This window comes from Paenibacillus sp. V4I7 (genome assembly GCF_030817275.1).
Classification (GTDB): Bacteria; Bacillota; Bacilli; order Paenibacillales; family NBRC-103111; genus Paenibacillus_E.
In genome coordinates this window covers 5,525,772-5,547,989 of sequence record NZ_JAUSZD010000002.1, presented here as the reverse complement: position 1 = coordinate 5,547,989, position 22,218 = coordinate 5,525,772, and the positions used below count along the sequence as shown (strand labels likewise).

19 protein-coding genes and 1 riboswitch are annotated in these 22,218 nt (G+C 46.7%); of the genes, 12 read left to right on the top strand and 7 right to left on the bottom strand.

Features of this window, described 5'->3' with window-relative positions:
• Positions 1-94: 94 nt before the first annotated feature.
• Together QFZ80_RS25900 and QFZ80_RS25895 are read right to left on the bottom strand one after the other, a co-directional pair.
• A complete protein-coding gene (locus QFZ80_RS25900; RefSeq protein ID WP_307553181.1) occupies positions 95-2,392 on the bottom strand; it encodes a helix-turn-helix domain-containing protein in 2,298 nt (765 codons plus the stop codon).
• A 225-nt stretch (positions 2,393-2,617) separates the two neighbouring features.
• Positions 2,618-6,970 carry a DEAD/DEAH box helicase gene (locus QFZ80_RS25895; protein ID WP_307561796.1) on the bottom strand — a complete coding sequence of 1,451 codons (4,353 nt, stop codon included), beginning with the start codon at positions 6,968-6,970 and terminating at the stop codon, positions 2,618-2,620.
• A gap of 254 nt (positions 6,971-7,224) precedes the next feature.
• Here QFZ80_RS25895 and QFZ80_RS25890 point away from each other — a divergent pair, with 254 nt between their 5' ends.
• Complete coding sequence (locus QFZ80_RS25890; protein WP_307564242.1) at positions 7,225-9,243, top strand: S-layer homology domain-containing protein; 2,019 nt, start codon at positions 7,225-7,227, stop codon at positions 9,241-9,243.
• A gap of 607 nt (positions 9,244-9,850) precedes the next feature.
• On the opposite strand, the gene QFZ80_RS25885 is transcribed toward QFZ80_RS25890, so the two are convergent.
• Both QFZ80_RS25885 and QFZ80_RS25880 read right to left on the bottom strand, forming a co-directional pair.
• Entirely contained in the window at positions 9,851-10,036 is a 186-nt protein-coding gene (locus QFZ80_RS25885) for a hypothetical protein (protein ID WP_307553183.1), read from the bottom strand.
• Between the two features lie 202 nt (positions 10,037-10,238).
• On the bottom strand, positions 10,239-10,460 hold the full coding sequence (locus QFZ80_RS25880; protein WP_028556998.1) for a helix-turn-helix domain-containing protein: 222 nt from the start codon (positions 10,458-10,460) through the stop codon (positions 10,239-10,241).
• A gap of 194 nt (positions 10,461-10,654) precedes the next feature.
• On the opposite strand from QFZ80_RS25880, the gene QFZ80_RS25875 reads away from it, so the two are divergent.
• Genes QFZ80_RS25875 through QFZ80_RS25865 form a run of 3 tightly spaced genes read left to right on the top strand, consistent with a single transcriptional unit; the run spans position 10,655 to position 13,095 of the window.
• Complete coding sequence (locus QFZ80_RS25875) at positions 10,655-11,356, top strand: DUF6483 family protein (RefSeq protein ID WP_307553184.1); 702 nt, start codon at positions 10,655-10,657, stop codon at positions 11,354-11,356.
• Between the two features lie 19 nt (positions 11,357-11,375).
• Positions 11,376-12,107 carry a class I SAM-dependent methyltransferase gene (locus tag QFZ80_RS25870; protein ID WP_307553185.1) on the top strand — a complete coding sequence of 244 codons (732 nt, stop codon included), beginning with the start codon at positions 11,376-11,378 and terminating at the stop codon, positions 12,105-12,107.
• Positions 12,108-12,117: 10 nt separating this feature from the next.
• Positions 12,118-13,095 carry an MBL fold metallo-hydrolase gene (locus QFZ80_RS25865; protein WP_307553186.1) on the top strand — a complete coding sequence of 326 codons (978 nt, stop codon included), beginning with the start codon at positions 12,118-12,120 and terminating at the stop codon, positions 13,093-13,095.
• A gap of 444 nt (positions 13,096-13,539) precedes the next feature.
• Here QFZ80_RS25865 and QFZ80_RS25860 read toward each other — a convergent pair whose 3' ends face one another.
• Positions 13,540-14,502 carry a phosphatidylglycerophosphatase A family protein gene (locus tag QFZ80_RS25860; protein WP_307561794.1) on the bottom strand — a complete coding sequence of 321 codons (963 nt, stop codon included), beginning with the start codon at positions 14,500-14,502 and terminating at the stop codon, positions 13,540-13,542.
• A gap of 277 nt (positions 14,503-14,779) precedes the next feature.
• Here QFZ80_RS25860 and QFZ80_RS25855 point away from each other — a divergent pair, with 277 nt between their 5' ends.
• The 3 genes from QFZ80_RS25855 to QFZ80_RS25845 all read left to right on the top strand — a co-directional run bounded on the left by QFZ80_RS25855 (position 14,780) and on the right by QFZ80_RS25845 (position 17,379).
• Complete coding sequence (locus QFZ80_RS25855; protein WP_307561792.1) at positions 14,780-15,793, top strand: GerMN domain-containing protein; 1,014 nt, start codon at positions 14,780-14,782, stop codon at positions 15,791-15,793.
• Positions 15,794-15,989: 196 nt separating this feature from the next.
• A complete protein-coding gene (rph, locus tag QFZ80_RS25850; protein ID WP_171644825.1) occupies positions 15,990-16,748 on the top strand; it encodes a ribonuclease PH in 759 nt (252 codons plus the stop codon).
• Positions 16,732-17,379, top strand: a complete 648-nt coding sequence (locus tag QFZ80_RS25845; protein WP_307553190.1) for an XTP/dITP diphosphatase — start codon at positions 16,732-16,734, stop codon at positions 17,377-17,379. The genes rph and QFZ80_RS25845 overlap by 17 nt, the downstream gene beginning before the upstream one ends.
• A gap of 51 nt (positions 17,380-17,430) precedes the next feature.
• Here QFZ80_RS25845 and asnB read toward each other — a convergent pair whose 3' ends face one another.
• The gene (gene asnB, locus QFZ80_RS25840) at positions 17,431-19,275 is read right to left on the bottom strand and encodes an asparagine synthase (glutamine-hydrolyzing) (protein ID WP_307561790.1); all 1,845 of its coding nucleotides are present in this window, start codon (positions 19,273-19,275) and stop codon (positions 17,431-17,433) included.
• A 178-nt stretch (positions 19,276-19,453) separates the two neighbouring features.
• Here asnB and QFZ80_RS25835 point away from each other — a divergent pair, with 178 nt between their 5' ends.
• From QFZ80_RS25835 to QFZ80_RS25815, 5 genes are all read left to right on the top strand, one after another.
• Positions 19,454-19,603, top strand: a complete 150-nt coding sequence (locus tag QFZ80_RS25835) for a hypothetical protein (protein WP_307561789.1) — start codon at positions 19,454-19,456, stop codon at positions 19,601-19,603.
• A complete protein-coding gene (locus QFZ80_RS25830; protein ID WP_307561786.1) occupies positions 19,587-19,811 on the top strand; it encodes a hypothetical protein in 225 nt (74 codons plus the stop codon). The genes QFZ80_RS25835 and QFZ80_RS25830 overlap by 17 nt, the downstream gene beginning before the upstream one ends.
• 46 nt (positions 19,812-19,857) lie before the next feature.
• Positions 19,858-19,971, top strand: a complete 114-nt coding sequence (locus QFZ80_RS25825; protein WP_084595043.1) for a DUF4023 family protein — start codon at positions 19,858-19,860, stop codon at positions 19,969-19,971.
• A 160-nt stretch (positions 19,972-20,131) separates the two neighbouring features.
• Positions 20,132-20,263: a hypothetical protein gene (locus QFZ80_RS25820; RefSeq protein WP_261304798.1), complete on the top strand. Its 132-nt coding sequence runs from the start codon at positions 20,132-20,134 to the stop codon at positions 20,261-20,263.
• Between the two features lie 134 nt (positions 20,264-20,397).
• Positions 20,398-20,600: riboswitch (cobalamin riboswitch) on the top strand.
• A gap of 32 nt (positions 20,601-20,632) precedes the next feature.
• Complete coding sequence (locus QFZ80_RS25815; RefSeq protein ID WP_307553195.1) at positions 20,633-21,001, top strand: (2Fe-2S) ferredoxin domain-containing protein; 369 nt, start codon at positions 20,633-20,635, stop codon at positions 20,999-21,001.
• A gap of 371 nt (positions 21,002-21,372) precedes the next feature.
• Here the strand turns inward: QFZ80_RS25815 and QFZ80_RS25810 are convergent, their stop codons facing one another.
• Entirely contained in the window at positions 21,373-22,209 is an 837-nt protein-coding gene (locus tag QFZ80_RS25810) for an energy-coupling factor ABC transporter ATP-binding protein (RefSeq protein ID WP_307561780.1), read from the bottom strand.
• Between the last annotated feature and the right edge of the window lie 9 nt (positions 22,210-22,218).

Sequence of the window (22,218 nt, the reverse complement as noted above, 5' to 3'; positions counted from 1 at the left end):
ATACATGACGGGACATTTCACTTTTTTGCGGGATTAAGACTTTTTTTCAACCAAAAAACAAACCGCCATTACTGGCGGTTTGGGCATGATGCTATTATTTTCGGTTTATTTCCCGATATTGGCTTGGCGTTATGCCTTCTTGTTTCTTAAAGATCCGGTTAAAATAGCTAGGCTGATATCCAGCCTTTTCGGCGATATCGTTGATTTTCATATCCGTGTCACGCAAAAGCTCCTTCGCTTTTTCAATACGCAGCTCGGTTAAATAGTCAATAAAATTTTTACCGCTGACCTGCTTGAACGCTTTGCTTAACGCAACCGTATTCGTGCCCGCGTAGTCGGCGCAGCTGTCCAGAGATATTTCCTTCATGTAATTGTTCTGAAGATAAATCATCGCAGTTTCCACAGTCCTTTTCACTTCCACGTCGGATCGCGATTCCAGTTCTTTCATGAAGGGGCATACTACTTTGTCGTTGAACCAAGCAATCATTTTCTGCGGATCTCCGAACTGCATCAATTGTTCGTACAAATTTGCCGATTTGAAAATGCGGTTCGGATCCATACCCGTAAGCCGAATGGCATGCAGAATGCTGCCGAGCAATTGGAGCATTCCTTGCTGAATGTCGATCACCTTGGCTCCGCGTTCAAGCAGTTCTTCCAAGAAAGCCTGAATGAGCTGCTTTGCTTCTTCATTCTGCCCGGTTCGAATCGCTTGAATGACCTCTCTTTCGAGCGCGAATGGATAATGAATCTCGTGGTTCTCTTTATCATGCTCATCCAGAGATTCCAGGTCGATAATTTGGTTCCGGCTTTCGAAACGGCGCATGCTTGACGCCTGCATCGCTTCCTCGAAGCGGGAGGGCACATGAACGACGGACAAAGCGAGACTGCCGATCGTGACCGATACGTACATGTTGAGCACGTGATGAATCCCATGAGTCAGTTCTTGACTAAAGGATCTGATCGCTTCCTTCTGATCGGTTTCTTCCGGAACGATGATGAGGAGACCGACAGACAAATCGTGGAAATTCATCACTTCTGCTTGCTCGAAATGGCTCGATGCGAGCTCCATCGTAATATTGGCAGCAACGAAAGTGACGAGTCCTTCATCGCCAGACGAGAAGCGTCCTTCCAAGTTTTCAAATCCGCTTAATTGAATGTACAGCACGGCATATTGCCGATTATCCACCGACCAGCCGAAATTGCGCATCCTCTCAAGAAGAGCTTGCTCAGAGTAGGAATAGAGATACCCTTGGACAAGTTGAAGCAGGAAGCCCTCCTTGAGGTGAGGAAGCTGCTGCTCCAACTTATTCTGAAGTGTCATGCTCTCTCTAGTCAGATGCAGCCATTCTTTCTCAATAATCTTAAAATCATCATTTTGTTCTTTCCGGAGTGTCGCTAAAGCCGTATTTCCAGTCAGTAAGCTGACTAACTGTGCGATAGGTGAATAGATACGCCGTGAAGCCAACCAAGATAACACGAACGCGAGCAGCAGCATCCCGATGCTTAGCGTCAAGATCAATTGAGAAATAAAAACGACTGGCTTGGTAATTGCGCTAATTGGCGACGCAGTGACATAAGTCCAAGAGGTACCGACGCGCGACATGGTGCCGAAGGCTACAGTGTATTTCGTTTGGTTCCAATCAAACAGGAATGATCCTGATTTCGTCTTACTGGCAAGTACCTCTCTCTTAATAGCTTCATCTAGCTGCGATGCTGTTCCTTTCCCTGAGCTAGACAGCAATTGATCGCCATTTTCCTCCAACAGAAACGTACCCCCGTCGTTATATGGGGCTAACGTTTGCAGCAGTTTGGCGACCTTCGCGGTATCGATCCGAACTGCGATGACCCCAAACGGATTCTCGTCGGTTTCAGGTATTTTTACCATTAACGACAATGAGTTATCACGCGGAAGTCCGGACTCCGAAGTATGCTGGGACCAGAAAACCTTCTTATCATTCGCGAGCAATTTCCTGTATCCGTCGATCTGTACAGCACTGGTTAATGCCTCGTATTGCGGATGAAACCTTACGGGCGCTGCCCCTTCCAAGAATAATTCTGTTTCCGTAGCCAGTGGATTGGCGCCTTTCATATTAGCTAATGTCTGTGTGATGTTGCGAGCAATCTCGAAATCATACGATAGATTTAAACTCGCTGATGAGTAACTGAAACTTGGATCAAATCCCCAATGCATAACCGACGTCTCCAAGTAAGCGAACTGCTCGTCAATATTGGCTGCTCTTAGTTGAATCTGTTTATTGTGCATCTGAAGCAGCTCGTTCTCAAGACGATCGCCGGCAAGCCAATAAATCACGCCGCCGAAGATAAGTCCGGGAATACTGGAGATGATCAGAATTAAAATCCAATTGTCTCGGAAGCGCTTACTTCTGAACACGATTTAATTCCCCCTGATTTCTTCTTTTAAACCTGTATGAATATGGATAATTTGCAGCTGTAACCCTACATCGATAAAAGGTTCCTTCATATAATACCATGTGAATGGTTAATCGAGAATTGACTTTTGATCATAATTCAATTATCGTGTCATGTCCAGCTAGGTAACCGATATCCATGTGCTTCTACAACCGCAGTTAAAGCAGAAGGTAAGAGTAGGCCGCACTCAGCTTAATTGGCTTGGCCAAAGCACTAAGTTGGTGCGGTCTTTTTCTGCGCCTAGAAGTTTTAAATATTCCTGTTCGGGCGCTTCTGCGATACGTACACCGTTCCACGTTTCGATAACGATTTTACGTAGTTGATGTTGTTTAAGGAACTGGCGAAACATACTTTTTAACTCGTGGACGATGGTCATCTGATCGACATTTTGGTTCGTTGTTGGTGCAATCTGATAAATTCGCTTGCCATTATTTTCGATCCAATACAACCACTCACTGCCTTTGAGGGCTAAGTAATTGCCGCTTTTACGTGAAAATGAAATGTTCGAAACCTCAGGCCATGGGACTATCAGTCCAAAGGGATTAGCCGGATCAACAGCACTTAAAAGCGTGAATTTTTGTTGACTCTCGGAAGTGTTACCTGTTTGTTGGTACAGGAGAGTGATGAATTCTTTGGATGCGAACTGCAGAGCATGTAAATCGGTAATGAATAGCCCGCGAACAACAAGTCCCCACTCTTCCAACTGACGAAGCGCTGTCTGAATGGCTTCCCATGGAAACGGACAGTGAGCAGAGACGAGATCTTTGGTGATGATGCCAAAACGCTCCAGCAGATGATGCGTCCACTGCATGGCGGACGCTTGCTTATCGAAGGCAGGGCTAAGCAGGGAATCGAGAGGATACCAGCGGCCAAGGCCTGACTGGAATTTATCCGGTTTCTTAGAAGCTCCTGCGGCATGTAGTCGAAGCGGAGCGAATTGGTCGTTGGCTGCCTGTCCATCCCACACTAATTGCAGCAGCTCCTCTAATAACGAAGATGGAGCTCGCCCTGTTTCAATACCCAGCTTGCTCAGAAAGATGGCCCCTTTTTCCTGCAAAAGGCTTAGGAGCTCAGGGTGTGAGGCTGGTCTTTGGTTTGCGATTGTGAGGCAGGGCTCATACAGAGAGCTGCTTTCTGCCAGAAAGAAGGCAATGCGGCCTTCCTTTTCGTCGGGCTCTTTGCGGCCTATCCAGACAATTTGACCTGAAGAACATAAGGTGTCTAGGTCCTGTTTGCGGTACGATAGCTGGCGAGTCGGAAATAGGACAGACTCCCACAGTGAGACGGGCAGGAAGAAGCCTTGCAAATCTTCAATAATTTCGCGAAGCAGTTCCATTCCTGGAACGTCAGTTCTATCTGCGAGTTTGCGCCTAAGCGGCATATGCGTCATATAGGTGGAAGGGGATACAGCCTCGCCACTACGTCGATAGGACTGAAGGGACAGACGAATTAATCGTGAAGCGACCTTGCTGCTCGTCCACAGCTCTTCGATTTCTGGATCAGCAAAAGGTGCGACAGTTAACGCACTGGATTGAACGGCACTCTGAACCCAATCGGCTGCGATGTCAGCTTCTACCTCAAAACGTGCTGCCAATTCAGCAGTTGTGAAAGAGAGCTTCCCGTCGGCAAATCTTTGAAACACGAACGATCTGGCAACCGTAGAATCGGAGAGTGAAGAATAGAATTCCAATTCATCACTGCAAATATATCGTGTTTCTTTGGTGAAGAAGGCTGTTGCTGCATTTCCTTGCCCAAGGTGCTCATTGATCCATGCTGAAACGATTGTATGGGAGGCTGAACTAGCCTTGACGAGTTCAGCCAATGAGGAATCGCCACGTTCTTTCAAATAACGAAACACCTCTTGTGCAGAAGCTAAAGGATCATCCGTCAGGGCGAGTTTGTGTTCCTCTGCCTCGATGACTTGAGGGCTAACAGCGCTGCGGATCGCCTCTGATCCGAAAATATCGGCTGCCATTTGGCGGCTAAAGCCAAGTAATTCAACCTGTAAATCCTGCGTTAACGCATCGGATTCATATAATTTCTGCGACACGTAGTCGAACTTGAATTGCGCAGCGAGCGGCGATGGGAAATGGTTGCGATGAACGGCAAATTGGATACTTCCTGTATGAATAGCTTCTATAATGCGCTGAAGATGCTGAATATCGACATGCTCCTCCAGGCATTCTCGCATGGCTTCCTGAAACAAAGGAAAGCGTTCTTTGAATGGTAGTGCTTCCTTCATGAGTTCTTGTCCGCGCAGTCGCTTAATCCAAGCGGGGATACGTGTGAAGCTGCGGGAAAGAAGCAAGGATGTTTCTGCCAGTCGTTGGAAAGCAGCACCAAACATACCGGATTCGGCTACAGCTTCAATGATGAACTGTTCCGCTTCTATAGAAGAGATGGACATGATGGCCTGCAAAATCGATTCCTGGAAGCTGGGGAAAATAAGCTCGATGCCATTGTCTTTCGCATTGGTATAGATAGCGGTTAGCCCTTTTTGTTTAAGGTGCCGATCAATGGCCATTAACCAAGTACGGTTCAGCTTGCGACCGAATAGGCTGTGCAAAATGTAGTGTGTTTGATTGTTTTCATCCGCAAAGGTTTCTATGACAACCGTTGTATCTGTTGGAACTGTATTTACAGCGATTTGATTGCGAACGATACCGATGAGAGCATGGCTAGCCTCCGAATCAAAGTGAAAATGATCCATGAGCCAGTCTTGGACGTTGAGATCAGCTTGAGTGTGAGGAAGCGGCTGCAAACGATCACGCAGCTCTCGCCATAACTGCCCTGTTTGAACGCCGAGTTCAAACGACTTTCCGCCGGTTTCCCCGCGCCAGAAGGGGACTTCGCTGTAACGGTTATCGGCTTCCTGGACATAAATGCGCTCTGGACGCTTGCGGACGATGCGCCAAGAAGCCGTACCCAATTGAAACACGTCGCCGATAGACGATTCGTGGATGAACTCTTCATCTAGCTCACCGAGGTGAAGTCCGGTTTCATTGTGATGCACGGGATAGGCCGTGCTCTGAGGGATTGTGCCCGCGCCGGTGAGCGCGGCCATCTGTGTGGCAGCCAACCGTTCTAAGCGGCCAGTTTCGCGATCCCATGCGATGAGCGGACGCACGAAGGGGTACAGTCCTGCGAGCACCTCAAGCATTGCGAGCCAGCGTTCGCGCGGCAGCTCGCGGAAGGAGTCGCTCTGCGCGAGCAGGCGCTCTAGGCGCGTCACATCCAGCTCGTCTCCCATGGCTACCATAGCGACGAGCTGCTGCGCGAGGACATCGAGGCTGCCCCGCGGGATGCGGATGGCCTCGATGTCGCGCGCCGCGATCCGCCGGCTGAGCACGGCCAGCTCCGGCAGCAGACTGCGGCTGCGCGCAAGCAGCACACCGCGGCTGACGCTGCCGACGGCGTGGCCGGCCCGGCCGATCCGCTGAATGCCTGCGGCAGCGGTGAAAGGCGAGTCGATCTGGATCACCAGATCGACATGGCCGACGTCGATGCCGAGCTCCAGCGACGACGTGGCAACCAGGCAGCGAAGCTCGCCAGCCTTGAGCAAGCGCTCGACCTCGAGCCGCTTCTCGCGGGCGACGCTGCCGTGGTGGCTACTCGCGATCTCATGACCGACATGGTCATTGAGTCGCAAGGTCAGTCGTTCGCAAAGCCTACGGCTATTTGCGAAGATAAGCACCGTGCTGCAGCCTTCCATGAGCTGCAGCAGGCGCTCGACAAGAGGCGTCCATATCGCCTCTTGATCAGCCCCAGCCCGGGCAGGTTCCGGCATCGTCACCTGAAGTGCGTACTGCTTCTCGGCTTTGCTCTCGATAATAGCTACATGCCGCGGCTGGTCAGCTTCCCAGCCGCTGAGATAACGAGCGACCCGCTCGATAGGCTTTTGCGTGGCTGATACGCCGATCCGCTGGACGGATCGCCCGCACCACGCGTTCAGCCGTTCCAGCGTGAGCGACAAGTGCATACCGCGCTTGTCCGCTGCCAGATCGTGGATTTCGTCGACGACGATCTGTTCCACGCTCTTTAGCATTTCTCTTGCGCGCGGGGAAGTCAGCAGCAAATACAATGATTCTGGCGTGGTCACCAGCAGATCTGGCGGCTGTTTCAGCATCGATGCCCGAGTGCTTTGTTTGGTATCGCCGGTACGAACCCCAATCGTGAGTCCCCTCCAGGCGGTTTCCTTTTCGAAAGAGGAAGCAGTCTCCTCAATTTCGGCCATAAAATGAATCAAATGATCATGAATATCGTTATTCAGCGCTTTGAGTGGTGTCACGACAAGCACGCGAACACCGGCTGTGTAAATTTCCTCAAGTTCCTGCTTCTTTTTGATAACTCCATCCAAACAAGGCAGTAGAGCTGCCAGCGTTTTACCTGAGCCTGTTGGGGAAGAGATGAGAGTGTGTGTGCCAGAACGTATTTGTTTCCACGCCTGCTTCTGAACATCTGTTGGTTCACCGAAACGAGAAGCAAACCAAGTCCTCAGAATGGGATGAAAATGAGATAGATCCAGCGCTATGTCCGTCATTGCCTTCGCTCCCTTGCTCACAATTTCTTCCAACATAGCATATTGTGAGGGTCATCGCCAGCGGTACAGAATATGACAGTTTATTTACTTCTCGTATGCTAAATTAGTTAAGATTCACTTGATCATTGTATTGGCTGGATAAAGGAAAATTTATCAATGGAAAATAAAAGGATACCCTCCTAAAAATAACCATACTAACGAATTCTTCTGATACATGTAGTATTCAAATAAAGAAGGAGAGTGCGTGAAGCGTGATGCTCAAAAAAGTAATAGCGACGGGTCTTGCTTGCGTTATGATCATGGGAAGCGGCACAGCCGTTCTAGCCAAAGATAATGGAAATAAAAAAGATGACAGTAAGGTTGAGATTCATCTTACCTTTGACGATTTGCAAAGTGCGGAGTGGGCGATGCGCTATATCGCGAGCTTAGCATCGAAGCGTGTGTTTGAAGGGTATGAGGATGGTACTTTTAAACCGCACAATACCGTTTCACGCATTGAAGCGATTACGGCTGCGGTTCGTCTGATGGGACTTCGCAGCCAAGCAGAATCAGCAGCAGAAATGAGCACTCGTCTTAATTTTAAAGATGCGGATAAAGTTCCTTCTTGGGCAGTCGGTTATGTAGCTGTAGCTTTAGAAAATGATTTATTCTCGGAAAATGATGATATGGTTCAGCCTCAAAAGGAAGCTGACCGGCTTTGGGCGACGACACTTTTAGTTAAAGCGTTGAAGTTGGAAGCTCAGGCGAAGGCGAAGATGAACACGACGCTGCCATTTAAAGATGCGAAACAAATTCCTGCAGGCGCTGTGGGTTATGTAGCTGTTGCCATCGAGAAAGGTTTGGTCGATGGTTTCGAAGACAACACGTTTAGGCCTAATCAACCGGTAACACGGGCTCAGCTCGCAGCTTTGTTAGATCGTACGGGCGGTCAAATGCCAGACCAAGGGAATAACACAATGAATGGAACTGTAAGCCGGGTTGTTACCAACAACACGCTTAGTATTACGAGTTCAGGCACAACATCAACCTATCCGCTGCATCCAGACGTTTTCATTTATCGGAACGGGGCCAAAGTCAACGCATCTGCTTTGCAAGTTGGAGACGTAGTGAAAGCACGCACATTTAATGGTCAAATTGTATTCATCGAAGTGACCAATGCCGTGCAATCCATAATCTACAGCGGCACTGTAAGTGCGGCCGTTACGAATAATACATTGACGCTAACGAAGGCTGGAGCTACCTCTAGACTACCGCTTCATCCGGATGTCGTCGTTTATCGCAACGGCATTAAAGTGAGTGCGAATGACCTAAAAGTTGGTGATGAAGTTAATATTCGCACCTCGGATAATAAGGTCATTTACATCGAAGTCACCAAATCGATTGTACCTATTTCAAGCAGCGGGACCGTTAGCGCGACCGTTAGTAACAATGTGCTGAAGCTTACGAAATCAGGAGTTACCACTTCATACACCCTGCATCCAGATGTGGTTATTTATCGGAATGGCGTGAAAGTCAATGCTTCCTCCCTGCTGGTTGGCGATGAGGTGAATGTTCGCACATCCGACAATAAAGTCATTTTCATTGAAGTAACGCAAACGGCACAAGCCATTACGAATAGCGGGACCGTTAGCGCAGTTGTCAGCAATAACGTGCTTAAGCTTCAGAAGTCAGGTGTTACATTTGAGTTAACACTTCACTCGGATGTTATCGTCTATCGCAATGGATTGAAAGTCAATGCTACCGATTTGAAAGTTGGAGACGAAGTCAATATTCGAACGACCGAAAATAAAGTCATTTATATTGAAGTGACCAAAATGGTTCAACCCATTACAAACAACGGTACGGTAAGCGCCGTGGTGAGCAACAATGAACTGAAGCTCACGAAGTCGGGAGTCACAACCGTATTCACACTTCATCCGGATGTCGTTGTTTATCGGAACGGCGTGAAGGTCAGAGCAGTTGATTTAAAAGTAGGCGATGAAGTCGATATCCGCACCTCTGATAATAAAGTCATTTACATTGAAGTCACCAAAATGATCGATGCGAATTTACCGTTTGACCTTTTAGGAAAGTTAAAAGGAACTACCCTCAATGCCCAAGGTGAACTTGCAACGATTTCCATCACTCAAACCATTAATGGTAGGGAACAAACAACAATCTATCAGGTATCCTCTGGTGTCACGCTTTCCGGCAACTTGGCCCTATTTAAGGAAGGGAATCTGATCCAGCTTAAAGGTGTTAACAAGCTCGTAACCTCCATCACGATTAAATAATATGAGAAAAGAAGCCCACACAGATTTATGGGGCTTCTTTTTTGGTTTTGTTTTGCCGTAAAGCCTATTTCACAGTCATCTTCGGCGACTTTTTGCACAGCCACTTTTGCTGCAATGATGTATTTCATCGTTAGATTCAAGTTGAGGTAGCATTGCGATTGCTGCATCGATGTTTTGCATCGTTTCGAGGGAGATTGGGCAAATAACTGTTCATAAAAGGTTGATGGAACGATGTATTACATTGTTGAAAGGGAGTTCAATCATCATGTTAATGCTGTAACGATACTTTTCATCATTGCGTCACAGGTCGGCAAACTCTGCGTGCATTGTTTATCTCACAGGCATCTTTGGCTTTTTTTTTGGCAGCTACTTTTTTATTCGTGTGCTCCAGATTAAGCACGATTTTCGAGCTTAATCTGCATGGACGCGCGGGACAGTCTGCTGAGTAGTCGATTTTCAGCTTCTCAGACTCTGTCGAAGAGTGCTATAAGTTTTATTAGATTGATTGTTCATTCTATATATAGCGAATCGAATCTAAGTGGCCCTTATGAAGGACTACATAAATTACGTTAATTGTTTTATACCGTAGCACAAAGAAAAAAGCCCTTCAGTAATGGGCTAGGATAACAGCGATATCTCTATCATTAAATTGAATGGTACCCTCATCTGATTTCGTAAAGAAATGTCCTCTGGATTCAATATAATGGCAAAGTCTAAGCAGAATTTTGGGTTCTATATTCAGAAGCTTTGAAAGTGAAAATATATTTTTTTGATCATTGGTTGCTTCAACCATTTAACATAATTACCTCCTTAAGAGTGAATTGTATATGTATCATAGTACATGCTTGACGTCACTTGTTGTCGAAATGTCGGGTTAACAAAACTTTCAATATTTGGTGCTAACTATGATTTCTAACTATTCTGCGAAACATAAAAGCCCTTGAATCCTCCATAAGGAGGCTCAAAGGCTTACATGGATCCCTCTGCTGATGGAATCAGATCTTTAATTCCCCAAGCTTGATCAGTTCTACAACCGCTTGTGAACGACCCTTTACGTTCAGCTTTTGCATGACGTTGGAAATGTGATTTCTCACAGTCTTTTCGCTTATGAAAAGCTGCTGCGCGATATCTTTCGTGGTTTTGTCTTGTACTAAGAGTTCGAATACTTCTCTTTCGCGGTTAGTAAGTAGAAATTTGTTTTTGTGGTCGCTGCCCATGGATGTGTGTCACCCCTCCTTGCTCGGGTATTGGGAATTACAAGGTTTAGGGATACAGTCAAAATTAGTTTATGAAGGGCTGTTGTCAATGGTGCGGTATATGCTCAAAAATAGGCGATATCCGCTTTTGAGTTTCCTACCGAGGCGTGGTAAGCTAAAATGAAGCATTTCTTTTGACAAAGGAGGCTCAAAAGATGTTCAAGCGGGATTATTTTATGCGGCAGATTGAGCAAATGACCGTGGTGCTGCATCGCATACTTTTTAATAAGGAACACATCCCTTTAGAAGATGCCCAGCAGCAGCTGGATGAAGCAAGTCGCCATCTATTGGGGCTGAATATTCGCTCTTTGCAGGCTTTATCGAGTAAGGATATCCTTGATTTATTGTCCTATCATGGCAGCTTGGATACCGCGAAAGCACTGGTGCTTAGTGATATGTTTGCAGGACAAGGTGACCTGCTTCAGCGGCATGACCAGACTGACGAGGCTTATCATGCCTATCTCAAATCTGTTGATTTGCTGCTTCACCTATCGCTCTCACCTGAAGTTGAACCTATGGATGAAGTGAACGATGAGATCACATCCCGATTGAACCAGAGCTTGGAACGTCTTCAAGGATGGATCATTCCGGAGGAGATCAAGGGGCTTCTTTTCGCGCATTATGAGAAACAGGGCAATTACGCCAAAGTAGAGGATGTTTTATTCCATTATATGGAGGATCATCCGGACCAATCCGTAGTGCTCGAACAAGGTGTAATCTTTTACGAAAAATTAATGGCTATGGAAGAAGAACTCCTGCAAGCAGGCAATTTTAGCAAAGAAGAAGCGTTTGACGGTTTGCGTATTGTGAAGCAAAAATTGCAATCATTTGATATTCCTAACATGTATAAATCGTAGAAACTGAAGGTGTGAAGAAATGGCTTGGTATCAGGAAAGTTTTGGGAATGATTATTTAATTGTTTATAAACACAGAGATTTGCAAGGTGCTTATCATGAAGTGAAGAAGATGATTGATTGGCTGGGGCTGAAACAAGGAGCGGAAGTGCTTGATTTATGCTGCGGCATGGGCCGCCATTCTATGGCGCTGGCTGAGTTCGGTTACGACGTAACGGGCGTGGATTTATCCGAGGTACTTTTGAATGAGGCTTTTAAGCTAGATGCTGGAAAGCAAGTATCATGGCTGCGCGGTGATATGCGTGAAGTACCGCTTGACCGGCAATACGATGCTGTCGTGAATTTGTTTACTTCGTTTGGCTATTTTGATGAGGATGAACAAAACGAGAAGGTGCTTCATGAAATTCATCGGCTTCTAAAAGAGGGCGGCCGTTTCATCATCGATTTCTTGAATCCGGTTTATGTTCAATCGAATCTCGTTCCTCAATCGGAGCGGAGGGAAGAAGATCTATGGATTCGTGAAGCAAGAACCATTGAAGATGGCTGTGTGCGTAAACGGATTGTGATTTCGCAAAAGGGTACTGCTGATCGGCAATATCTGGAGCAGGTGAAGTTATATGATCGAACAACATTCGAAGCTATGCTGTTAAAAGCGGGATTACATATTGATCATGTATACGGTGAATATGATGGACAGGCTTATGATGCTGAAGCATCAAGCCGGTTGATTTTTGTAGGGCATAAGGAAGGATGAGTACTCGGAAATGAACATCGTGACTGAACATACGGATGAGATCACGCAAGTGAAGGTTCCGCTGCCTTTCCCTCTGCGGTGGGTGAATGCTTACCTCGTACGCGGCAGGGGCGGGTATACCGTGATTGATCCGGGGCTCCGCACCCCGGATGCGGAAGCGCTCTGGCAGCAGGTGCTGCAGGAGCGCGGGATCGGTTTCGAGCACGTGGAACAGATCGTGCTCACCCATCACCATCCCGACCACTACGGGATGGCGGGTTGGTTCCAGGAGCGCACGGGCGCGCCGGTTCTCCTCTCGGAGACGGGCCTAGCGCAGGTGCAGCTCCTGTGGGGCCCGGAGCAGCCGATGTCGGCGCTGCTCCTGACGCTCTTTGCCCGGCACGGCTTCCCGGAAGCCGGGCTGATCGAGATGACGAAGCACATGGTGAGCTTCGTCTCGCTGGTGTCGCCGCAGCCGCAGGTAACGGTGCTGCGTGAAGGGCCTGTGCGCCTCGGAGACCGCGTGTACGAAGCCATCGAGACTCCCGGCCACGCCGCGGGTCATCTATGCTTCTACGACGCCGCGGCGGAGGTGATCTTTTGCGGCGACCATGTCCTGCCGCAAATATCGCCGAACGTTTCCTTCCTCCCGCAGGTGGAAGAAAACCCGCTCGGCGCGTACCTCAGCAGCCTGCAGGAGATCGGCAGGCTGCCTGTGAAGATGGCTTACCCGGGGCACCGGGAGCCATGGTCCGGCTTTGGCGCACGCGCAGAGGAGCTTGTGCGCCATCATCATGAGCGGCTTGCGCTCATGGAGGGGGAATTAAGCGCGCCGCTTAGCGCTTATGAGGTGTGCCGTGCGACGTTCGGCGACCGGCTGAGCATACACCAGATGAGGTTCGCGCTATCGGAGACGATCGCTCACCTCATCCTGCTGGAAGCAGAAGGCCGCATCCAGCAGGTAGACCCAGCTGCCGAGCTCATTCAATATATCGCGATATCGAAGTAAATACAGAAGGCCTCCAAGACCCGTTATGTGGTTTTGGAGGCTTTATTATTTTCAGGGGAAGTGCATCGTCCATTCCATGGGTACTTGCATCCGCTATATCTTAGGAAAACGAAGGTATTTCGATTATAGCGGAACTAGAATCCGCTATTTTTGGGAAAATGCATGTATCTCGATTCTAACGGAATTAGAGTACGCTATTTTCAAGAAAATTAGGCTTTTTGTATGAAAATAGGGAATTAGCGAATCCTCGTTCCTCTTACTCATGAAAATGGGCGTTTTAGGGCAAATAAGGCATTCACGTTCCGTTAAAAGGGTTCCGACGAACACTCAGTATCCTTGGCTATTCCTAAAGCCTCTCGCTCGATTCCTTACAGCACTTAATCAATTCTCCCTACAACTCAGCACTCTACGGCAACTCTTCAATAACCAGCATCTTCTACTTACTCACTTCAAAGGCTTACTATAAGTAGGAATATTATTATGCGCCAAACGGCCACAGGCGGCTGCTACGACACCGCATACCATATCATCGATAAATGTATTGCATTTTCCTTCAGAATGATCGCTGTCGAGGTCTTTAATAATCCCGATTTTCTCTTTGTCTAAGTATCCGAAATTCGTGAGTGCAATGGTCCCATACATGAGTGGAACGGCTGTTGCGATGCTTTCATCAACCCCGAAAAGCCCTTCGTCTTGTCCAACAATATGATTATATTGGGGGTTAAATTCTCCGGCTTCGACGGCTGTATCAATTTTGATCGCCAATTGAAGGGCGTGGAATGTTTGCTGTTTTCGTAATACGGCAAGAACATGCTCTTCACAAAGGCTGCGCTCCATATTCGGATTGTAAGGACGCTGAAGCTGATCCAGAATATCCACCATATCCTCCAAAGCCACGCCTCTCGACTCGAACAGAGCCAGGTTACGTGTGGTATAGTCCTCTTTCACATTCTCAGAAATGATTGAACTTGCAGTTGAAGCAACAATGGCACAGATCCCTTTGGAAATGAAAGATTTAGGACGTTTGTTCGGAAAGAAGAAACGGAATTTGCAATCCATAAATCCAAAAAGAGAAATCGCGCCGCTGCCATATAGTCCACAGATGGACATAGCAATGGTGCGATGAACATTATAGGCAGGATCCTTCATACTAGCTAGAAGCTCGGAATCATGTTTGACCTTCTTTTGGAGCTCCATGAGCGTGGACATAACGTTATAGGTTTCTGTTTTGCTTAATACTCCAAGTAGAGTCGTTGTGATCGTTTCATAGGGAATTTTCTTAATTCCTTTGATTTCGACGAGTAAGCGAGCAACGGCGTCTTCGATGACAGCTTGGGAATAGTGACTAAAAACCTCTTCACGGAATTCGTTGAAAATGTTTGCTTTTTCTTTAAGGAATGTTCTCATTGAAGCGCCTCCAAATTAAGTCAATTCTTTATTTTTGAGTATAGCATATCTTTAAAAGATGCCGAAGGATTAACTCCCAGGATTTTTGTTTCAATGTGCTACAGGTTTAAAACCTGGTGCATGACTTTTTTTCAAATGTGGACAAAAAGTAGTTATAAATCGGACAAAGCCTCGTATACATAATAATACGAAAAAGCATTGTACAGGCCATACAAAGAAAATACAGGGCAGATGCTTCAGAAAGCTTCTGCGAAAACTTGGAGGAGGAAATAAGCTAATGAAACATCAACATTGGATTCGTTCAGCCGCTATCGCGGGGGTAATTGCCTTGCTGACCACGGGATGTTCGGTTCTGGGCACTGGGAAGAAAAGTGACATCGATGCACCTCCGACAACGGGTGCGGAAGCTGACGCGAAGACGACATCAGCGGCCGTTACGATCGATATGATCGAGGACAATTCATCACAGATGACGGTTTATGTGAAAGATGCTAAAGGATTCGTTGCTCCACTTAGTCTTGGATTACCAAAAACGGTTTCTGTTGCCAAAACGACTCTCGAGTACATGGTGGACGGAGGTCCGGTTGCAAGTTTGCTTCCATCGGGTTTCCAAGCGCTGCTGCCTAAAGGTACGAAGGTTGTTAGTTTGAATGTTACATCAGACAAGCGTGCCATAGTTGATTTCTCTAAGGAGTTTCTCAATTACGATGGACCGAATGAGAGAAAGATTTTGGAGGCTATCACTTGGAATCTGACGAGCTTCCCAACCGTAGAGAAAGTACAGCTGCGCGTAGATGGAAAAGATCTGAAAGAGATGCCGAAAGGGAAGACACCGCTGGATACACCGCTTGCACGCTCTATGGGGATCAACATCGAGAAGGCTGAGGATGCTGAATTTGGTCAATCCACACCGGTTACACTCTATTTCTTGAATCAAAATGATCAAAATTACAAATATTATGTACCTGTTACAAGGCTCGTCAAAAGGACGGATGATGTCGCGAAAGCGGTTGTCGAACAGTTGATCAAAGGTCCTGATCAGAAGAAGGGTCTGGCTGCTGTTCTGAATGCTACAACGGAAGTGAAGAGCATTAAGCCATCGGATGGTGTTATAACCGTTGACTTCTCCAATAAATTCCTTGGCGCTGATCAGAAAGCATCCGCTGAAGCTATGCAATCTGTTATTCTTTCATTGACTGAGAACACAAGCTTTAAGCAAGTCCAAATTAAAGTGGATGGCGCTGTGAAACCTGTAACTAAAACAACTCATATTAATCCGGCTAAGCTTTAAAAAGCTTGCCCGGTTCTAACGACCTCTATGCAAGGCGCTGTCTCTGACAAGTCGCTTGCATAGGGGTTTTCTCAGCATTATAATCAATGTTCGGCATCATTGTTTTTGACTTAGGATGCTTTTCGCTGACTACTTTGTTACAATGGGGCGTAGGAACAAAGCTTCTGATGGAAGCAACAGGAGGAGAACAACATTTATGAGAATTGGCGGAAGAACGAATCAAGAACTGCGACCTATGAAAATAACCCCTCATTATATAAAACACGCGGAAGGCTCGGTGCTTATTGAGGTCGGGGATACCAAAGTGATTTGTACAGCGACAATTGAAGAGCGCGTCCCACCTTTTATGAAAGGTCAAGGGAAAGGATGGGTAACAGCCGAATATTCGATGCTGCCTCGAGCTACGCAGGTTAGAAATCAGCGTGAAGCTGCCAAAGGTAAGCTTGGTGGACGTACCATGGAGATTCAGCGTCTTATTGGCCGTGCGCTTCGTTCCGTGGTGAATTTGGAAGCTTTAGGCGAAAGATCCATCACGCTGGATTGCGATGTTATTCAAGCGGATGGTGGTACTCGTACAACGTCAATTACCGGTGCTTTTGTTGCTATGGCATTTGCCATCGATAAGCTGGCGACAGACAAAAAATTAGCCAAGTTCCCGATTAACGACTTTCTGGCTTCTGTGAGTGTTGGTGTTATCGGCCAAACACCGCGGCTGGATCTGAATTATGAAGAGGATTCACACGCTAAAGTAGATATGAACGTCGTGATGACGGGGCAGGGTCAATTCGTAGAAATTCAAGGAACGGGCGAGGATGCTCCTTTTTCCCGTAAGGAACTGGATGAACTGCTTGCTCTTGCTGAAACAGGCATCCATACGATGATTGAAGAGCAGTCTAAAGTATTAGGCCCGATCGCTGATCGCATTCGAGGTGTACATCATGCTGCTACAAAGTAATTTCGTTGTCATTGCAACGCGTAATGAGGGCAAAGTAAAAGAGTTTGAGAAGCTTTTTGGCGCAAAAGGCTACAAAGTTCGCTGCTTAACGGATTATACCGATCTTCCGGAAATCGTGGAGAGCGGAACGACGTTTTCAGAAAATGCACGGATTAAAGCGCAGATTATTTCGGCACATCTTCATGTGCCGGTCCTTGCCGATGACTCTGGGCTGTGTGTAGCGGCTTTAAACGGTGAACCGGGTGTTTATTCAGCCAGGTACGCTGGAGAGAACGCTACAGATGCGGACAATAATGCTAAGCTGCTGCAAGCATTAAGCGAGGTAGATTCTGTAGACGGATTACCTGCTGACGCAGAGCACCCAAAGCTTTTGAGCGAAGCTTCCTTTGTCTGTGCGCTTACACTCATCGATCCTGTAGCGAATGAAGTGATTGAAGCGGAGGACTCTTGCCATGGGTATATTATTGGGGAAGAACGTGGCGAAAGCGGCTTCGGCTATGATCCCTTATTTTATATCCCTGCTCTTGGGAGAACGATGGCTGAATTAACGATGGAAGAGAAGAATGAGATGAGCCATCGAGCCAAAGCTTTGCGTATGTTCTTGGATAGACTTCCTGATCAGAACGGGTAATAGCATGAAGAAAACCTGCTTCCACTTCATTGGTGGGTAGCAGGTTTTTTTTTATCGGATGGAAATTTTATAGGAACGTAACCAGGTATCCACTTGTGCCAAATAGGCAAATAGTTGAGGGCCTGTCATCAACTGACCAAACCAAGGGAGATCGAAATCATTCGACTCTGAACTGGCAAGTGCGCGGATTTTCTTAACATCAATGAAGGGAAGTAAGGGTGAGCTAGGGTCATCCAGAATTTCCAACACCCATTTTCTCACCGCTGCTAAATAATTAGGATTGTGTGTCTTTGGGTAAGGACTTTTCTTGCGAGTTAGCACATCGTCAGGAAGAACACCTTGGAGCGCTTTGCGCAAAATACCTTTCTCCCGATCACCCGATGTTTTGATTTCCCAGGGAATATTCCAGACATACTCGACAAGACGGTGATCGCAGAAGGGGACGCGAACTTCAAGTCCGACGGCCATACTCATTCGATCCTTTCGATCTAGAAGTGTCGGCATGAAGCGGGTAATGTTTAAGTAAGACATTTCTCGCATGCGGTTCTGCTGCTGCGTTTCCCCAGCTAACCGCGGCACTTCGCTGAGCGCTTGCTGGTATCGATTACTGACATACTCGACTGGTTTGATCCAATCTACAAAATCGGGAGCAAGCAGGTCGACTCGATTGTTCAGTTTTAAAGACCAAGGGAACGTGCCCGCAGCCAAAGCTTCTTCATTGTGGAACCAAGGGTATCCACCGAATATTTCGTCAGCAGCTTCGCCGGATATGGCAACCGTCGCTTCTTTTTTGATCTCACGGCAAAATAAATAAAGAGACCCATCGACATCAGCCATCCCTGGTGTATCGCGGGCAAATACCGCTGTTTTCAGTGATTCCACAAGCTCGGGTGTGTCGAATTCAATATAATGATGCTCGGTTCCTAGATGCTCCGTCATCCGTTTAATCCAAGGTGCGTCGGAATTTGGCTGGAATATGTTTGCTTTAAAATGCTTGTCATTATCTTTGTAATCAACGGAAAAGGTATGCAGAGCGCCTTGCCCGCTATTCTTGTAATGAGCAGAGGCAAGTGCAGTAAGCGCACTAGAGTCAAGACCACCCGATAGAAGAGTACAGATGGGTACATCAGACACAAGTTGACGCTGGGATGTGTCTCTAAGTAGTTGATGAACTTGCAATGCCGTAGCAGCGATATCGTCGGAGTGCTGGTGGCTTTCGAGCTTCCAATACGTACGAATGGATAAGCCGTTGCGGTCAAATACAGCGCATTGTCCTGGTTTGAGCTCTGACATGTTGCGATAAATCCCATGACCAGGTGTGCGAGCAGGACCTACTGCGAAGATTTCGGCCAAGCCTTCCGCACCAACCTCTGCTTCGAAGTCGGGGTGTGCGAGTATGGCCTTCGGCTCAGAACCGAATAGAAGCACACTATTTTGATGAGAATAAAAAAGCGGCTTTACGCCAAGCCGATCTCTGACCAAATAAAGGGATTGTTCTTGATCATTCCAGGCCGCGAAAGCGAAAATGCCATTAAGTCGATCTACACAAGCTCTTCCCCACTCAATAAAGGCAACAAGCAGCACCTCTGTATCACAGGTCGTGCGGAAATGATGTCCACGAAGTTCGAGCTCCTTTTTGAGTTCAGGTGCGTTATAGAGTTCGCCATTATATACGATCGTATACGTGTAGTCTCCTTGTTTCCGTACCATGGGCTGAGCGCCGTTTTCCGGATCCATTACACTAAGACGCCGATGGCCGAGGGCACAATGCTGTGAAATCCAAGTACCAGAAGCATCAGGTCCACGCAAATGGAGCGTTTCCGTCATATTTTCTAGAATGGACGGGTACCCGGTCAAGTCTTTCCGCCAATCTATCCAACCCGTTATTCCGCACATAGACGTTCCTTCCTTTCCTTATAAAGAGAGCATGATGATAAAAGGTATGCAAACTCAAGGTATATAATGTCTGTCCAAAAGTGGATGGGCGCAGTCAACCGGACGGATTTTGTGTTTTATGGACAGGCCTGATACAATAAACCCAATTCTTACTTACTAAATGACAAAGGTGATGACAATGAAAAAGAAACACTCTAAAGCACAAATTGATTATCTAGCCTCAAGAGAGCATTTCCTGCAAATTAGTAACCAAGCGGATAAACGGATTGCGGAATTAAAAGAGGAAGGGGAAAGAAGTTGGGCAAGCAGAGATGGAAGAAATTATTGAGCGTGTCGGCTTGCATCGTGCTTACAATGAACTTACCCAAGCCGAGAATGTCTTGATCAACTGGACACAAACAGCTATCAAAACCGAACCGGAATTTATTCAAAACCGCACTAATTTTGAGGAATTGTACGAAAAAGTCAAAACAGATGCAGAAGCAAGAGGCGCGATTCTTAATCTTGCCATGCGTTTAAATTTAGACCTCGTGTGACATTCTAAAGAGGTAGTGCCATTCTTTCTTCAGGAGGCGAATGCTCATGGATAGTCATTTCATTAGCAAGCTGCACGACAAGCAGAGGAAAGCCGCGAAGAATCTCAGGACCCAAGGTGACGGTCAGCCAGGCAGTAATTTGCCTCACAAGAAGCACTAAAGTCTAATGGCACCATCAAGAGCCTGTAGGGAGACTTCCTTGCAGGCTTTTGCTTTTTCCTTCGTTCTTTATGGGTATTATAAACAGCATATTAGAGGCGGTATCTCTCCATACTAATCAAGTGATCATTATTTCAACTCACAGGAGGATTAACCCCATCATGAGCAAAAAGAAGAGTATGGACCAAAGGACACAAAGCACAATCGATCATTCCAAGCAATCTTCTCGCATACAGTCCAACCTGGATTCAACAGAGCCCGGACATCACCAGCCGAATCGGCCTTCCGTTTAAGTTAAAGATTTGAATTCGTGAATACAGCTTCCGATGAAGTTCCTACCATTTGGTGGGGGCTTTTTCCTTGTTTGTAAGAAGACTATGAGGTAAGATGATGATTGAGTTTAAAAGATTTGAATAAACTCGGGTACAATTTCATATTCGAAATAGGTGCTTACGTTCCGCTTTCCAAGCGTAGGGTAAGCTTAAAAGGGAAGATCGGTTAGAAGCCGACGCGGTCCCGCCACTGTAACAGAGGAGTCAACGTCTCTATGCCACTGATCGACCGATTGGGAAGGCTGACGTATGATGAAGATCCTGAAGCCAGGAGACCTGCCTATTTCAGCAGCACAGTTATATACCTACGGGAGATAGGGAGGTGTTCTTATGAGTACGTGGGATCTATCAACAGTCCAACATCATGTACTTATCTGTAACGGGGGATCTTGCCTGAAACATTCAGGAGATGAAACAACGCTAGCCATCCGAGATGAAATTTCGAAGCACGGAGCCGAGCATCTTATACATACAACTCGGACTAGATGTAATGGCCGCTGTCAGGATGCAGGTGTTGTCACGGTGTATCCGCAAGGGATTTGGTACAAGGAAATGACACCAGAGACTGGGAGAAGGCTTGTTAGAGAGCATTTACTAGAGGGGAAACCACTCGAAGAACATATGATTTATAGCTTTGAGGAAAGCTTTGTGCCAACCGGAAAAGGAAATAAGGGCATTAGTCGCATACAAAGCAAATAATCAATGAATGAAAGTTTAAAAAGAGGGATATCTTCCTTAAAGCACGTAACCATAAGGACTTCCGTAATAGGGGGAGGTCCTTTTTGGTCAGAATTTATATGTTATAGGTAAGAGGTAAATAAAGCTTACTCCTTACCTATTCGTGCCTCCAGAATAAGCGCGTTTTCCGCGCTTATTCGTCATACTTGTTCATAATGGAACGGCAGGCCACTAAAGTGGATGAAAAGAGCTAAGCATTGAATGAACGGAACGAGAGGGCCTACCATTGATAGATGGATGCACGCATGTATACATGAAGAAGCTGTCCCTCTAACTATTTTATCAATGTTGGGACAGCCACTTTTAACTTTATATATATTCGTTGATGATAATTATAAATGGACTTTTTGTAATAATGTTGTAAAATCACGCACATTCTTGGGTGCGGATACGCCCTGACGGTTAGCTTCAGGCAATGCTTCCCACAAATCTAGCAGCATTGGCCTATCAAGACCAAGGTCTTTAATAGCCTTGCTATCTTTGAATATTTCATCTGGTGTGCCTTCCATGACGCACTGTCCTTGATCCATCACCAGAATCCAATCAGCCCATGAATAGGCTAGGTTCATATCATGGGTAGCCATGACTAACGTGATTCCGCGGCTATGTATACGGTTGATCTCCTCGACTAACTGTTGCTCCGATATACGATCTAGATAGGCCGTTGGTTCATCAAGAAGTAGAAGCTTTGGTTCAAGCACCAGCACACCGGCTAGGGCTACTCGTTTCTTTTGACCGAGGCTCAAGTGGTGAATGGGTGTGTGCGCTAAGTGTTCGAGTCCCATCGTTTGTAATATAGCTTCTGCTCGGCGAGTAATCTCAAGTTCAGGAATGGCAGCATTCCGCAGTCCGTAGGTGACATCCTCATAAGGAGTATTCAAAATGAGCTGCTGTTCAGGGTCTTGAAACACAAGTCCAACATCTTGACGTAATTGTTTGAGTTCTTTGCGAGTGTAAGTTAAAGGTTCGTTCTTCCATAAAACTTGACCCGATGAAGGTGAATGAATGCCAATAGCATGAAGAAATAAAGTCGATTTGCCAGAACCGTTATGACCGCAAATGGCCGTTTTTTTTCCCTCGGGGATGCGGAGCTTTAATTTGTTTAAAGCCATGGTCTGTGAAAAGGGATAGCTGAAACTTACTTCTAAGGTTTCTAAAATCGTGCTCATCGGTACTCC